Source organism: Glutamicibacter sp. V16R2B1 (assembly GCF_005774635.1).
In the GTDB taxonomy this organism is placed as follows: Bacteria; Actinomycetota; Actinomycetes; order Actinomycetales; family Micrococcaceae; genus Glutamicibacter; species Glutamicibacter creatinolyticus.
The window spans coordinates 140,567-155,012 of record NZ_VATX01000012.1 but is presented as its reverse complement, the minus strand read 5'-3'; the positions used below and the strand labels follow the sequence as shown (position 1 = coordinate 155,012).

The following is a 14,446-nucleotide window of genomic DNA, read 5'->3' as shown; positions in this document are numbered from 1 at the left end:
CACAAACGCACGAAACAACAACGCCGTTGCCAGGTAAGGCATCTCGTCACGTCATTGCGTGCCGCAATGATGGTTGGTCAGTACTTTCTTTAGACCTTGGTTTCCACCATACGGGAACCGTTCATCGCGTGACAACTCCCGCTCGTCGCATATGCGTCATAAATTCCCCATCCGTCCTACCTCGTTCTCGCTCCATTAGGCGGCTGCTGTGGGACGCGACCGTGCTGTTGCCAGGTTGACCAATTGTTCGCTCAAGGCGGTCTGCAGGCGATGGGCCAGTTGAGTCCCCTCCACGGTGCCGGCGAGGTTCTGCAGTTCATCAGGGTCCGATCGGTGGTCGTAGAGTTCGCTGATTGGCGTTCCCATGTACCGGGTCAGACGGCCCTCGCTCGTGATTACAGTTCGCATGCGCACCGGGGCGGGAAGTCCGTCGAGGGAGAACGGCTGGTCCTCCTCGATGAGCAGTGCTTCTGCTCCGGTTCCCAGCGCAAGGTTCCCGTGACCGTCGACCAGGCTGCGGCCCTGGATACCGCGAAATGCCGGCACGCCAGCCAAGTCGAGCATGGTCGGTGCGAAGTCAGCACTGGAAACCAGTTCGCTGCTCCGGCGTTGATCGTCTTGGCCGGGAACGCGGATGATCAGGGGAACACGCGTCACCGCCCGATAGTGGGAGAAGTGCTTGAGCATCAAGCCATGGTCCCCAAAGAGGTCCCCGTGGTCCGCGGTGAACACAACAATGGTGTCCTCCGCCTGACCGGTCTCCTGCAGTGTCTCCAGCACCTTGCCGATCTGCTCATCCATGAACTCAATCAACCCATATTGTGCGGCCGCAGCGGCCCGATACTGGTCTTCGGTCACGGCGAAAGTCATGGTCGGATCGCTGTTCGGCGTTCCGCGTTGTTGATGCATGCGACGAATGTGTTCGGGGGACCGGGCATGATCCTGGTCGAACCCCACCGGGAGTGTCAAGTTCTTCGGGTCGTACCGGCGCGCGTACTCACGTGGCGGCGCGAATGGGTGGTGTGGGTCCGGGAACGAAACGAACATGAAGAACGGTTCGTCGTCGCGTGCGGCGGCCCGCACGCGTTCCACCGCCTTCTCGCCAATGTAGCTGGTGGGATGCACCTCGGCGGGAATCGCGGAGGTATAGACCTGTTCCCAGCTGGCCAGAACATCGGACCCCGCTGCCGGGCCCCCCAGTTCCCGTGGCTCGACTCCCTTTCCACGAGCCCAATGCAGCCAATGCCCGCCGGGGGCGTCTCCGTGACCGATGACCAGGTCTACGTCCTGGTAGCCGTAATAGTCATCGGGCATCGCGACGTATCCGGCTTCATGTCGTGCACGGTTCTCCCATTGGTCCCAACCGGGTTCACGCCGTGCGACGACGGCATCGGGCAGTTCGGGATCGAGAAGTCCCGGTGCGCTTTCCAGGATTTGCTGCCGTTGTTCCGGCTCGAAGTCCCATCCCATGTTTTGGTGATGGAGTTTTCCCACAGCGCTCGTGCGGTAGCCGCAGCGGGAAAGCTGGCGCACGAAGGTGGAGGCATCAGGATTCACTGGAATCCCGTTGTACTGCGTGCCATGCCCGCTAGGCCAGCGGCCCGTGAGCAGGCTGGCCCGGTTCGGCATGCAGGTGGGGTTCGCGACATGCGCGGAGTCGTAAACGGTTGAAGACGCGGCCAACCGGTCCAAGTTCGGTGTGCGCACCTCGGTGTTGCCGTAGGCTCCAAGGTGATCCGCCCGCAGCTGGTCCGCAATAAACACCAGAATGTTGGGGGACTTGCTCTTTGGGCTCATACCTGGGCCTCCCGGATCAGGGAGAGCACCTTGGTGCGCTGCTCAGAGAATTCGGGCAAGGCGCGGGTGGTGATCTGGTTACGGGACCGCGGAAGGTCCACGTCCATGACTTCCAAGACGGTGGCGGGCTTATGCCCGATCGCGACAATTCGGTCGGAGAGGTAGACCGCTTCATCGATGTCGTGCGTTACCAGCAAGATCGTCATCCCCAATTCATCACGAATCTTGAGGCAGAGGTCCTCCAGCTCAAAACGGGTTTGTGCATCAACGGAGGCGAAGGGTTCGTCCATGATGAGGATCTCGGGGCGGTAGGCCAAGGCCCGGGCGATCGCCACACGCTGCTGCATGCCGCCCGAGAGCTGCCAGGGATAGCGCTTTGCGGCGTGGCTCAAACCGACTTCGGCGAGGGCCGCTTCCACTCGGGCGCTGACCTCCGTCGCGGGAAGGTGCAGGTGCCGAAGGGGTAGGCGCAAGTTTTTCTCGACCGTCAGCCACGGCATCAGCGAGCGCGAGTAGTCCTGGAACACCAACGCCATTTCCGCTGGCGGGCCACTGACCACCTTGCCGTCAATCTTCATGCTGCCGCCGCTGCAGGAATGCAGCCCGGCAAGGCACTTCAGCAACGTCGTTTTGCCAACCCCGGAAGGGCCAACGATGCACACCATTTCCCCGGCATTGACGCTGAACGACAAGTTTTCGATGACCTCGACCGATTTTGGACCCGTGCCGTAGGTTTTGGCTAGTGCCTCGACTTGCAGTCGCGGCACCCGTGTCGTGGGCTCGGTGTGCTGGGTCGGGTTGTCAATCGTGGAGTTCACTGTACTTTCTCCAGTTTCTTGGATCCGATGTACCAGGACAGGGCCCGGTTCTTGAAGATGTCAAAGACCATATTGCTGGCGAAGCCGATGAAACCCAGCAAGAGAATCCCGGCCCACATGTCCGCAGCCATGAAGGTCTGTTGGGCCAACAGCGTCATGGCACCGATCCCCTGTGCAGTGCCCATCATCTCCGAGGCGATCATCACGATGAACGCCACCAGCAAACTGACCTGCATGCCCGCTGCAATCTGCGGTCCGGCGGAGGGAAGATACACGGACATGAGCCGGTCGCGGCGGGACAGCTGGTACACGGTGCACACATCCTTCAAGGAAGAATCCACCGCTTTGATGCCATCCATGGTGGCGATCATGGTGGGAAAGACCGCGGCGATCACGATGGAAGCAATACGCATCTCGTCACCAAAACCGACCAAGGTGATTAGAATCGGCACCAGCGCCACCGGCGGAATTCCGCGCAACAGGTGCAGGCTGGGTTCGAACATGGCCCGCAGCAACGGGACCGTAGCCAGGACGAACCCGATCAATACACCGAGCACTACCGCGATAAGGAACCCCAGAACGAGATTTTTCATACTCGGCAGAATGTCACTGACAAAGTGCTCGAATAACCATAGATCGGCGAAGCGGGAAAGAATTTGCCGCAGGGGTGGGAAGAAGGCATTGGTCGATGAGTTGGAAGCTCCGAACCAGGCAGCGATCAAAACAATCGGAGTCAGTACCGCCAACGTGAGGTTGAGAAGATGCCGTTTCACTTTGCTTCCTCCCTGAAGGCCGGATGCCAGTGCAGAACTTTGCGTTCAATCAAGACGGCCCCATTCTGGGCAAGCAACCCGAGCACACCCAGCACCAACACCAGTGCGTACACCCGAGGAAAGTCCCCTGCCGCCTGGGCGCCATAAATGCTGCTGCCCAATCCTGGAGCACCGCCAAGGAGCCCGGCGACCACAACGATAATGAGCGCCGAGGGGGCGCCGATGCGAACGGAGGTGCCGATATAAGGGGACGCCGAGGGCAACGTGATGCGCCACAGGCGTTCGGCGGGCCCCATGCCGAAGGATCGTGCAGTGTTGGTTGCGACCGGGTCGGTGTCGTTGACGCCCGCGATGACCTGAATTGTGGTGGACAGGACCGTTCCGATGAGCACCAGTACCAACGCCATCTGGCTGGTCGGTCCCCATATCATGACGCAAAGTGGCAAGACGACGATCGGCGGGATCGGTTTGAGAAATTCTACGACTGCCAGGGTCGCGTAGCGCACCGTGCTCAGGGAGCCGATAAGTAGCCCCAGGATGACTCCGGCAACTATCGAAAGTACAAGTCCGAGCAGGGCGAGCCAGATCGTGATGGCCGTTTCGCTCCAGAATTCGGAACTGGCAAGCAGTTGGGTCAGTTCCCCCAACGTCGCGCTGACGGTGGGTAGTCCCGTACCGAAGATTCCCGCGGCGGCTGTTGCCTGCCATAGCCCGAGGAGCAGCAGTGCTCCCAGCGCGCCAAGTGCTGCTTTCGTTGCCGGAGTTTCCAGGGTATTTGCTGCCCGTGCGGTAGCCCGGCGCACGGGGGTTGCCCTCCGACCGCTCATCCGCGGGCTAGTTTGCACTGAAGATGACGGAGTCATCAAGATCCACTCCCTTCGGAAGGTAACCGAGCTGCACCAACTGTTCATCCACGTGGGTCAGGTCATCAAGGGCAACTTCGGATGGCCAGTAGTTATCCGCCCCGGTGCTGATGGTTTGCTCATCGATCCCGGTGATCTTGGCGGCCTTCTTCTCCATTTCCTCCTGGTGCTCATTGGCATAGGCGTTGGCCTTCACAATGGCACGTTGGAAACCGGCCATGGCTTCGGGGTTCTGCTCCACCTTTTCGCTGCCGGCAACCCATAGGCCCACGGCGCCGGGCCCGAAGAATTCCAGTCCTGGGCTCCCGAGCAGTTCCATGCCCTCGGCCCCGGCATTTGTAGAGAACGGGGCAACGAGGCCGGCGGCATCTACCCGTGATTGCTGCAACGACTGCAGCGAGCTGGCGGGGTCGAGCACCATCCAGTTGATCTTTGAAGGATCTCCACCGTCCTTGCTCACCATGTTGGCGATGGTGACTTCCAGCTGGGCCTTTCGAGCTGGCACTGCCACCTTCTTGCCTTCCAGATCCTTGGCTCGGCTGATCCCGCTGTTGGGGCGCACGAAGAGGCCCGTGTCATCGACCTTGGCCGGTGCCTCATCCTTCAGGGCTGCGGCGTCGTAACCGTCAGCGGGACCGACCACCTTGAGATTCACGGATTGGGACATTGCGTTGATCAGCGGGATGGAAGGGGTATATGCCAGGTCCAGCTGACCGGATTGGGCTGCAGCGATGCCCGCTGGCGGGTTTGCGACGACGGTGGTCTTCACTTCGAGGCCCTCGTCGGCAAAGTAGCCCTTCTCAATGGCGGTGTTGATCGCAGCGTCGGAGGCAATGCCGATGGTGCCGACGTTCAGCGTAATGTTCCCGTCCGCGTTCGGCTCGGCTGCCGCCTGATCCTGAGAGGAACATGCGGTGAGGCTGGCCCCCAAGGCCAGTGAGGTAACAACAACTGCAAGTGTTTTCGTTTTCATGGAGGTACCTATCGGGTGAGAAATCAGTGGTGTAAATGATGCGCAGTTGGGCTCGCGCCCCTGATCGGGAAAATGGTTCGGACCCACAAGCGGCTCTGCGCCTGAACCGTGACGGTGGCAATCTTTTGCGAGGTCCCGGTGGGCGTTGCCAGCAATTGCCTGATACGACCGGGGTTCCCGGCCTTCAGCCCCGTTCGTAGACGACGTTCCCGCCCACGATGGTGTAGCTGGTGGGGTTATTCAGCAGCTCTTCCACCCGGGCACTGAGCGGGTCGCGCAAAATGCACAGGTCGGCTAGATATCCCTCACGGATCCAGCCCTTGTCCTGCTCAGCGTGGTCTTGCCAGGCTGGAGTTTGGGTCATCATCGCCAAGGCTTGGGCCTGGGTGAGCCGTTCCGGCTCCCCGTCTCCCGGTCCCGCGCTGGTATTGCGGGTAACTGCGGCAATAACGCTCTGGCGCCAGTCGGGGCTGGTCACCGGTGAGTCGGAAGCCAATGAAACACCGACTCCCCGTTCTGCCGCTGTGGCCAGGGGCTGTTGCGCTTCGAAGCGTTGCTGTCCGAGGAGCCTTTGCATCAGCGCTCCAGCTTCCGAGCGGATCGAGGGATTGGTGCTGTAACCGATACCGGCTCGGGCCATGCGTTGCAGAACGGAGTTGTCAGCGAATGCTCCATGTATGACGTAGTGCCGATTGTTTTTGGCCCCGCGCGGATCCGGTAGTGACTCGACGGCCTCGATAAACGCCTCGGTGGCCGCGTCTCCGGTGGCATGGACACCGGCCTGCAAACCTGCGGCGTCGATGTGTGCAAGAATCGCACGAAACTGGTCGACGCGATCTTCGTCGCTCGTTCCCTCAAGCACCAATGCGCCGTGTCCGTGGCCGCAGGGGAGCAGATACTCGTCATGGAACCAAGCTGTGCCTGAGCGTGGGATGCCGTCAGCGAAAACCTTGACCCCTGCGATACGGAGGCGCAAGGGGTCAACATCTTCGGCCAGGGCGGGTAGAGCGCTCTCAAGCCCCTCGCGCACCGACTGCGCCGACTCACCGCCGGTGCCAGCAAAGAGCAGCAGGCAATTCACCCGCAAGCTCAGCAGGCCATCCCGTGCGAGCTCCGTCAGGATCTGCAACGATGGCGTGTCACAGCTGGCAGCCATGAGAGTTCGACCTCCGGGCCCCAGTCCGGGATCCGTCAGTGAAGTGACGCCCAGCATATGCAGTTCATCTTGGAACCGCAGGAACGCTTGGCGCAGTTGGTCTTCGGCAAATGGCGGCAGGGAATCGTTGACCAGGCGCATGGCCGCGTCTGCGAATCGGCCATTGACGCTGCCGTCGTGGTTTCGACCCACTACTCCCCCAGGCACGTCCGGAACTTTTTCTCCCAGATCCAGGCGACGGAGCGCTTCACCGTTCACCATCACTTGGTGGCCGGAGGCATCGAAGGCAACTACCGGTGTATCAGGCCGAGCCGTGGCCAGGTTCTCGCTGCCATCGGTTCCCAGCACCGCTTCATCCCATCCGGCAGCGCGTACCCAGCCGCCGGGGTCGGGGGAAGCTGCCTCAATGCGGTCAACGACTTCTTGCCAGGACTGCGCATCCTTGAGCTGAAGGTGCGCGTATCGGGTCATCGCACTGGCGGCAAAATGCAGGTGACCATCATTGATGCCGGGCAAGATTGCCCCACCCTGTGCATCGATGATCCTCGTCGATCCATCGGCCAGCTGCAGCAATTCGTCACCACCGACGGCAGTGATTCGGCCATCGCTCATCGCAACCGCGCTCGGCCTTCCGGCCACCTCCGTAGCATTTGCCCCAGAGTCAAGACCGAGCTCAGGTACAACTCCTCCGTGCACGATCAACTGTGCCGCCATGCCGTCGCCTCCCTCGTCATTCTCGCCAACGGAATGTGATCCGCCTTACAACTTCCAGTAGTATGTCAAATGACTTAGTCAGTTGACCAGCTTTTGTTGGAAAATGTTAAAAATCAGTGCTTCATCGGCTGATGAACAGCGAGAAACAGTGCTTGGGTTAGGGTCATATCAGGCGTGGATCTTTCCCGGCCGGGCAATGAAAGGAATGAAGTATGGCGCGAGTTTCGGTCGAAGAGCGTAGCCGTCAGTTCATCGAAGCTGCTGCCCGCGTCATCGCAGCTGAGGGAATGGCAGCGGCAACGACCCGTCGAATAGCCGCTGAAGCAGGCGCCCCACTCGCTGCCCTGCATTACTGTTTCCGGAACAAGGATGAACTACTCAACGAGGTCTACAACTACCTAAGCCGGGACTACGCGCGCGAGCTTGACCCGATGCCCGGTCCCACGAGTCTGGATGACGCGGTTGAACGACACATCCGGCGTATCTGGCGGCGCATGCTATCCGCCCCGCATGAGCAGGTCACGACCTTTGAACTGCTGCTGCGTTCAACCCGACTCGTGGATGAACAGGAAATTGCCGCGGCAAGGACGATCAATCGTTCCATGTATGGCGCATGGATCGCCTCCACCAGCGCGATCTTCCGCAGTGCCGCTGAAGCAATGGGCGAAGCTGCCCATATCGATTTTGATACCGTCTCGCGGATGGTGATCGCAGGGATCGACGGCATCAGTCTGCAGCATCTTTCGGATCCGGATGAGGAACGCACCAATCGGCTCATCGACGCGCTCTGCGATTCCGTCAAGCATTTGCTGCACCTGCAAATCGACGCCCCACATACCGAGCCGGCCCCACGATCATGAGCTGTTGTCACCCGAGTCCCAGAGCAACTGGGGCACCATCAGGACCCACAGCCGTTGGCCCACCGTCCGGTTCGGTGCAGTTAAACGGTCGATCTCCTGGACTGCATCCGCTAGCTCAAGTTCATCTGCCCTCCGGCAGCTTCGAGATGGGCGACCATTTTGCTGAAGGTTATCCAGCCGACGGTGAGTTGCCACTACACCGGGTTCAGGTTTCTGGATTTTCCATGGACGCCACCTTGGTTACCAACGAGCAATTTGCTTGTTTTACTGAAGCCACCGGCTACCTAACGGAATCTGAGCGGCTCGGATACTCAGCAGTCTTTCGCGGATATCTCAGCGCACCGAGCTCCGATGTCATCGGATCCGCAACGGGGACATCCTGGTGGCTCGGGGTTCGCGGAGCGAACTGGCGCCATCCCACCGGCCGCGGCTCTTCCTGGCAGGACCTCGCGGATCATCCGGTCGTCCAGGTTTCATGGAATGACGCGATGGCCTACTGCCGCTGGGCTGGACGGGCGCTGCCCACCGAGGCCCAGTGGGAATACGCCGCGCGTGGGTTGGTCGAGGGGCAGCGCTACGCGTGGGGCAACGAATTGATGCCGGGAGGTCAACATCAGTGCAACATCTGGCAGGGGAACTTCCCCCAGCACAATTCCGCCGAGGACGGCTACACAGGCACTTCTCCGGTCGAAAGCTATCCGCCCAACCCCGTAGGACTCTTCGACGTTGCCGGGAACGCATGGGAATGGTGCAGCGATTGGTTCCTTCCCAAGTACTATCGCAGTAGCCCACTCAAGGATCCGACCGGCCCCACGATCGGAGATGGGAGGGTTCTTCGCGGCGGCTCCCACCTCTGCCATGATTCCTACTGCAACCGCTACCGCGTGTCGGCGCGCAGTCATAATTCGCCCGACTCTGCCAGCAGCAATACCGGTTTTCGTACCGTCAATAGGTGAAGCAGTGCGGCCCATCGGCAACTGGGGCAAGATGGAAGCATGGCTTCCCCCACCGCTGCATTAAGTAAGGTGCGCACCTTCGACGCGCTAGAAGATAAACAGGCCAAGAAGCTGGCCCGCGCCCTGGCTGAGGCACAAGACACGACGGTTTTCGTCAACGGAACCGCCCTGCAGCTGCCAGCCGCCGCACAACAGGTCCTGTTGGAGGCGCTGCGCCGGCTTTCGGAAGGAGAAGCGGTCAGCATCGGTACCCCCGAGCTGCTGCTCAATACCTCGCAGGCCGCGCAGATGGCCGGCATCTCCAACAGCTATCTTCGCAAGCTGACCGATTCGGGCATCATTCCCGTTGAGTATCGGGGGACGCACCGCCGGATCCGCCCGGCCAGCATTGAGGCCTGGCTGGCCAGCCGCGAACAACCCCCGACCGGTCAGCAGGATGACAAAAGCCAGAATTGACGCCAACTAGTGCCAAGCGTGCGTTTTCCTGTCAGAATACTTAAGTAGTTCATCGGAAAACTTCGGCAGTGTCGCCGCCCACCGGGTTCCTCGCGCGGGCTTCCCGGACGCCACCGCCGACACGCCACGCTAGTTGAGGAGCACCATGTCGGTCTCACCCGCCAACGAGTCCATTATCGCCCAGCACGAAACCCTGTTCTCCGAACGCGCCGCCGGCATCAAACAGTCGGCCGTCCGCGACGTTTTCGAGCTGTCATTGGACCCCTCACTCGTTTCCCTTGCCGGAGGCAACCCCTACCTGCAGTCCCTTCCCCTGGCGAAGCTGGGCGAGATCGCCCGGCGCATCATCGTTGAGCAGGGGGCGGTGGCCCTGCAATACGGTTCGGGCCTGGGCACCGAGGAGCTACGCGGCCAGATTCTGGAGGTCATGGCGGCCGAAGGCATCCACAACGTCGACTTCGATGACGTGGTGGTGACCAACGGTTCCCAGTCGGCCCAGGACATGGCCTGCAAGGTCTTCTGCGATCCCGGCGACACCGTGCTTTGCGAGGACCCGACCTATGTCGGGGCCCTGAACACCTTTGAGGCCTACCAGGTCAAGGCAGCCCCGGTGCTGACCGACGAGGACGGAATTGTCCCCGAAGCCCTGGAACGTCGCATCGAGGAATTACGCGCTGCTGGGGAACGGGTGAAGTTCCTGTACACCATCCCGAACTTCAACAATCCCTCGGGGATCACCCTGGCCGCCGAACGGCGCCAACGCGTCGTTGACATCTGCCGCGCCGCCGGAGTGCTGGTGCTGGAAGACAACCCGTACGGCATGCTGCGTTACGAGGGCGAGCCCGCCCCCACGCTGCGCAGCATGGATCCGCAGAACGTCATCTACATGGGCTCGTTTTCCAAGATCCTCTCCCCCGGCCTGCGCATTGGCTGGGCCGCGGTTCCCACGCACCTGTTCCGGCGCTTCTACCTGGCCGGGGAGGCGGTGGCGCTGTGCCCGCCGACGCTGAATCAGATGATCATCAGCGACTACCTGAAGGAACACGACTGGCGGGGCCAGATCGATGACTACCGCCAGCTGTATGCGGCACGCCGTGATGCCATGCTCAGCGCACTGGAGCAGTACCTGCCAGAGGGTATCAGCTACACCCGCCCGGAAGGCGGGTTCTTCATCTGGCTGACCCTGCCGCAGGGCATCGACACCTACCAACTGCTGCAGGAGGGCGTGAAGTCCGGGGTCATCTTCATCCCCGGCGCTGCCTTCAGCCCGGGAGAAGAGTCCAGCAACAAACTGCGCCTGGCATTTTGCGCGGTGGACGAGCCGACCATCACCGAGGGCGTGAAGCGCCTTTCGGCCCTGCTTGAACAGGAGATTGCGGCGCTTTCCGCCTAGCCGCCCAGCCGTGGATGAGCAGGGCGCATTGCCGTTGCACCGCTCGTCCACGGCCCGCTGTCCGGCCCAGCCGCCGCTCTGCGGCCTGCGCGTCTCCTGGCCAAGGAGGGTTGCCGCAGCTAGTTCGCGGCGATCCGCCCGCCGAAGTCATCAGCAATGTCCCGGGCGGTCTGCAGCATCAGGGGAATCATCTGCTCGGTAATGGAATCCGAGCCAACCCGCCCGGGCTGCACGGAGACGTTCAGGGCCCCGAGCAGCTGCTGGCCGCGATACACCGGAACCGCCAGACCGCGCAGCCCCTCGTCCAGCTCCTGGGCGACCATCGACCACCCCTGGTCCGCCACCAGTTCCAGCTCCTCGCGCAGCTCATCGATGCTCGCCACGGTTTTGGAGGTGTAATGGGTCAGCTCGATCCGCGACAGGAACCGTTCCCGTTCATCGTGCGGCAGCCCCGCCATCAGTACCCGGCCCATGGAGGTGACCCAGGCGGGCATCCGGTTGCCGATGGCGGTGTTCAGCGAGTGCAGGCGCGGGGAAAGCACCCGCTCGACGTACAGGATGTCCTGCCCGTCCAGCACGCACAGCGAGGTGGTTTCCTCCAGCTCGCGGGCCAGGCGCTGCAGGTGCGGGGCCGCGACCTGCGGCAGCGTCAGCCCGGAGAGGTAGGAGGCCCCGATGTCCAGCACCCTGGGGGTTTGGCGGAACGCGTTGCCCACGCTTTCCAGGTAGCCCAAATCCACAAGGGTCAGCAGGAAGCGCCGGGCGGTGGCCCGGGTGACGTCGGTGGCCGCGGCCACCTGGGACACGGTCAGGGGGTCGCTTTGCGCGGAGAAGGCCAGCAGCACCGCCAGGGTCTTCTCGGCCGACTTCACGTAGTAGTCCGGTTGTTCGGCCACGCGCAGCATCCCCGCTTCCACTTTGTCGTTGGTTATCGACCGGTGAGGCGGTTCCTTTCGAACTGCGCCGCCAGCCGTATCGGGGCGTTCGGCGCCCCGTACCCATCGTAGCCGTCACGGCGTTCCACGACTTCGAAGAACAGATTGCCCACGGTGGCGGTGTAGAAATGCAGGAACACGCCGTGCTCGTCCCGGTCGAAGAGCAGATTCAGTTCGCGCAGCGTCTGCAGCTGCTCTTCGGACAGCTCGAAGCGGGAAGCCAGGTCCTCATAGTAATTTTCCGGCACCGGCAGGAACTCCATGCCGGCCTGCACCGCCCGGCGCGCCAGCGCGATGATGTCGGTGGTGGCCACCGCGATGTGCTCCGGGTATTCGTGGTTGCGCTCGATGGTCGCCTCCAGGCCCTGGGGCACGATGTTCAGGGCCAGGCGCACCGCGGCGTCGGGGGTGCGCAGCACCTGGGAACGCACCAGTCCCATGGGGCTGGGGACCTCGGTTCCGGCGATGGCCTGCAGGTTCAAAGTGCTGGTGTAGAACAGCACGGATTCATCGAATGCCTGCCACGGCTGGGCGAGGTTCACGTGGTCAATTCCGGTGATCGGCCCGGCCGGGGTGGCCGGGGTGCCAACCCCGAATTCCGCCTCCCAGGCGGCGGTGGCCTGGGGGCTGGAGAAGAAGACCTCGGTGTCATCCGGGGCGAGGAACCCGGTCAGCTCCTGTTCGTCACTGGTGTGGTGGCGCGGGACCACCGGGGCCAGCAGTGCTCGGGCGCGCTCGGTACTCGGCCGCGCGTCGGGCACCTGGATCCCGAAGCCCGAGACCTGGGCGGTGACCCCGCGGCTGCGCTGGGTATTGATGATGATGCGCGCGTTGCCGGCCTTCCACAGCTGGACCGGCTTGCGCCGGTGCTGGCCGTGGAAGCTGAAGCCCAGTTGGGCCAGCATCCCGGCGACCAGTTCAGGGTCCTCGGTTCGGATCTCGGCGTAGTCGAACCCTTCCGGCGCCTGCGCCTCGGGCAGGGCGCGCAGCTGCAACGGGTAGCCGTTGGCTTCGCTGCCCATCAGTTCCATGGTGCGGTCCTGGAGCCAGATCAGTGAGCGCAGCCCGTCCACGGCGGTGCGCACGACATTGGATTGGCGGAAGACGTCATTGAAGATTTCCAACGACATGATCCCGTCATAGCCCGAGCGCACCAGCTGGGCCATGAACTGATCCAGCTGGAAGCCGCCTTCGCCCGGGAACACCCGGTAGTGGCGGGACCAGGAGAGCACATCCAGTTTCATGGCCGGGGCATCGGCCAACTGGACAAAGAAGATCTTCTCCCCCGGGATCCGGGCAATGTCCGCCGGGTCATCCCCGCGGGAGAGGATGTGAAAGGAGTCCAGGCAGATCCCCACGTTTGGCCGGTCCACCAGCTGGGCGATGCGCCAGGAGTGCTGGTAGGTGTTCACGTACTTGCCCCAGGCCAGCGCCTCGTAGGCAATGCGCACCTGGTAGCGCTCTGCCAGGTCGGCCAACTGGCGGATCTGGTCGGCAAACAATTCGTCATCGTTGATGGTGGCGGTGGCGACATTGGAGCAGAGCAGGATCAGATCCATGCCCAGGCGCTGCATCAGCTTGAACTTTTCCTCGGCCCGGCGCAGGTTGGCCGCCAGCGTGGCCGGGTCCACCCCTTCAAAGTCGCGGAACGGCTGGAACAAGTCCAGGCTCAGTCCCAGGCGCTGGGCCAGGGCGCGGACCTCCTCGGGGGACTTGGGGCTGACGGTCAGGTCCTGTTCAAAGATCTCGATGCCGTCGAACCCGGCCTTGGCGCAGGCGAGCATCTTTTCCTCCAGGGTGCCGGAGAGGCAGACGGTGGCGATGGAGGTGCGCATCAGAGTCCGGCCTCCAGCATCTGCAGCAGGTGTTCACGCATCCGGACGGCATCGGGGCGGATTCCGGTGATGATCTCGAACGCGTCCACGGCCTGACCCACGGCCATGTTGCCGCCATCGAGCACCCGGCAGCCGCGTTCCCGCGCGGTAGTGATCAGTTCGGTGTCCACCGGACGGTAGACGCAGTCCGCCACCCAGTGGCGAGGTTCGAGGTTTGTCAGTTCCAGCGGCAGGCCCGGATGATGGTGCATGCCAATCGGGCTGGCGTTCAGCAGCCCGTCCACCTGCGCCAGCAGCTGCGGAGCCTGCTGCGGCGTGGCGGTGCTGATCTGCCGGTTAGGGAAATTCTGGCTCAACGCGGCGGCGCGTTGCCGGGCGCGCTGCTCATCCGGGTCAACGAGGATCAGGTGGCGCACCCCGGAATCCAGCAGTGCGTAGGCAACGGCCGCCCCGGCACCGCCGGCCCCCAGCTGCAGCACGGTCTCCAGCGGCACCTGCGGCAGCCCGGTGGCCAGTGCCCAGCCGAACCCGGAGGCGTCGGTGTTGTGCCCGTGGAACTTCCCGTCCCGGATCACCACGGTGTTCACGGCCCCGATGCTGGCGGCGTTCGGGCTGATCTCATCCAGGTGTTCCATCACCAGCTGCTTGCAGGGGTGGGTGATGTTGAAGGCGTTGTAGCCCAGCTCCGCGGCGGCGCGCAGCAGCTGCCCCACGTCCTGGGCGGGGCGATGGATTTCGGTCAGGTCAATGGGCCGGTAAAGATAGCGCAGCCGGTGCTGATCGGCTTCGCGTTCATGCAGCGGCGGGGTCAGCGAGGGCATGACGCCGTCGCCGATCAGACCGACCAGATAGGACTGTGCTGTGGTGCTCACCGGGTGCTCCCCATTCTCGTTCTTCAACCCTTCACCCGGCCCGCC

General features: G+C 62.6%; 13 protein-coding genes. 4 read left to right on the top strand and 9 right to left on the bottom strand.

What is annotated here, in order from left to right; genetic code table 11:
• Positions 1-195: 195 nt before the first annotated feature.
• The 6 genes from FDN03_RS08060 to FDN03_RS08035 all read right to left on the bottom strand — a co-directional run bounded on the left by FDN03_RS08060 (position 196) and on the right by FDN03_RS08035 (position 7,094).
• Positions 196-1,797, bottom strand: a complete 1,602-nt coding sequence (locus FDN03_RS08060; RefSeq protein WP_138175797.1) for a sulfatase-like hydrolase/transferase — start codon at positions 1,795-1,797, stop codon at positions 196-198.
• Positions 1,794-2,615 carry an ABC transporter ATP-binding protein gene (locus tag FDN03_RS08055; RefSeq protein ID WP_249354434.1) on the bottom strand — a complete coding sequence of 274 codons (822 nt, stop codon included), beginning with the start codon at positions 2,613-2,615 and terminating at the stop codon, positions 1,794-1,796. The genes FDN03_RS08060 and FDN03_RS08055 overlap by 4 nt, the downstream gene beginning before the upstream one ends.
• Positions 2,612-3,388: an ABC transporter permease gene (locus FDN03_RS08050; protein ID WP_054820594.1), complete on the bottom strand. Its 777-nt coding sequence runs from the start codon at positions 3,386-3,388 to the stop codon at positions 2,612-2,614. The genes FDN03_RS08055 and FDN03_RS08050 overlap by 4 nt, the downstream gene beginning before the upstream one ends.
• A complete protein-coding gene (locus FDN03_RS08045) occupies positions 3,385-4,191 on the bottom strand; it encodes an ABC transporter permease subunit (protein WP_249354432.1) in 807 nt (268 codons plus the stop codon). The genes FDN03_RS08050 and FDN03_RS08045 overlap by 4 nt, the downstream gene beginning before the upstream one ends.
• Positions 4,192-4,222: 31 nt before the next feature.
• Complete coding sequence (locus FDN03_RS08040; protein WP_249354430.1) at positions 4,223-5,311, bottom strand: ABC transporter substrate-binding protein; 1,089 nt, start codon at positions 5,309-5,311, stop codon at positions 4,223-4,225.
• 97 nt (positions 5,312-5,408) lie between these two features.
• On the bottom strand, positions 5,409-7,094 hold the full coding sequence (locus tag FDN03_RS08035) for an amidohydrolase (RefSeq protein ID WP_138175791.1): 1,686 nt from the start codon (positions 7,092-7,094) through the stop codon (positions 5,409-5,411).
• A gap of 212 nt (positions 7,095-7,306) precedes the next feature.
• Here FDN03_RS08035 and FDN03_RS08030 point away from each other — a divergent pair, with 212 nt between their 5' ends.
• The 4 genes from FDN03_RS08030 to FDN03_RS08015 all read left to right on the top strand — a co-directional run bounded on the left by FDN03_RS08030 (position 7,307) and on the right by FDN03_RS08015 (position 10,759).
• Complete coding sequence (locus FDN03_RS08030; RefSeq protein ID WP_138175789.1) at positions 7,307-7,954, top strand: TetR family transcriptional regulator; 648 nt, start codon at positions 7,307-7,309, stop codon at positions 7,952-7,954.
• Positions 7,951-8,910: a formylglycine-generating enzyme family protein gene (locus tag FDN03_RS08025; RefSeq protein ID WP_138175787.1), complete on the top strand. Its 960-nt coding sequence runs from the start codon at positions 7,951-7,953 to the stop codon at positions 8,908-8,910. The genes FDN03_RS08030 and FDN03_RS08025 overlap by 4 nt, the downstream gene beginning before the upstream one ends.
• Positions 8,911-8,949: 39 nt before the next feature.
• On the top strand, positions 8,950-9,366 hold the full coding sequence (locus FDN03_RS08020; RefSeq protein ID WP_138175785.1) for a helix-turn-helix domain-containing protein: 417 nt from the start codon (positions 8,950-8,952) through the stop codon (positions 9,364-9,366).
• 145 nt (positions 9,367-9,511) lie between these two features.
• On the top strand, positions 9,512-10,759 hold the full coding sequence (locus FDN03_RS08015; RefSeq protein ID WP_138175783.1) for a PLP-dependent aminotransferase family protein: 1,248 nt from the start codon (positions 9,512-9,514) through the stop codon (positions 10,757-10,759).
• Positions 10,760-10,878: 119 nt separating this feature from the next.
• On the opposite strand, the gene FDN03_RS08010 is transcribed toward FDN03_RS08015, so the two are convergent.
• From FDN03_RS08010 to FDN03_RS08000, 3 genes are read right to left on the bottom strand one after another with little or no spacing between them, the layout of a single operon-like run.
• Complete coding sequence (locus FDN03_RS08010) at positions 10,879-11,664, bottom strand: IclR family transcriptional regulator C-terminal domain-containing protein (RefSeq protein ID WP_342773560.1); 786 nt, start codon at positions 11,662-11,664, stop codon at positions 10,879-10,881.
• 23 nt (positions 11,665-11,687) lie between these two features.
• The gene (locus FDN03_RS08005; RefSeq protein ID WP_138175779.1) at positions 11,688-13,529 is read right to left on the bottom strand and encodes a sugar phosphate isomerase/epimerase and 4-hydroxyphenylpyruvate domain-containing protein; all 1,842 of its coding nucleotides are present in this window, start codon (positions 13,527-13,529) and stop codon (positions 11,688-11,690) included.
• Positions 13,529-14,401 carry a shikimate dehydrogenase gene (locus FDN03_RS08000; RefSeq protein ID WP_138175777.1) on the bottom strand — a complete coding sequence of 291 codons (873 nt, stop codon included), beginning with the start codon at positions 14,399-14,401 and terminating at the stop codon, positions 13,529-13,531. Before FDN03_RS08000 ends, FDN03_RS08005 begins: the two co-directional genes overlap by 1 nt.
• Positions 14,402-14,446 lie beyond the last annotated feature (45 nt).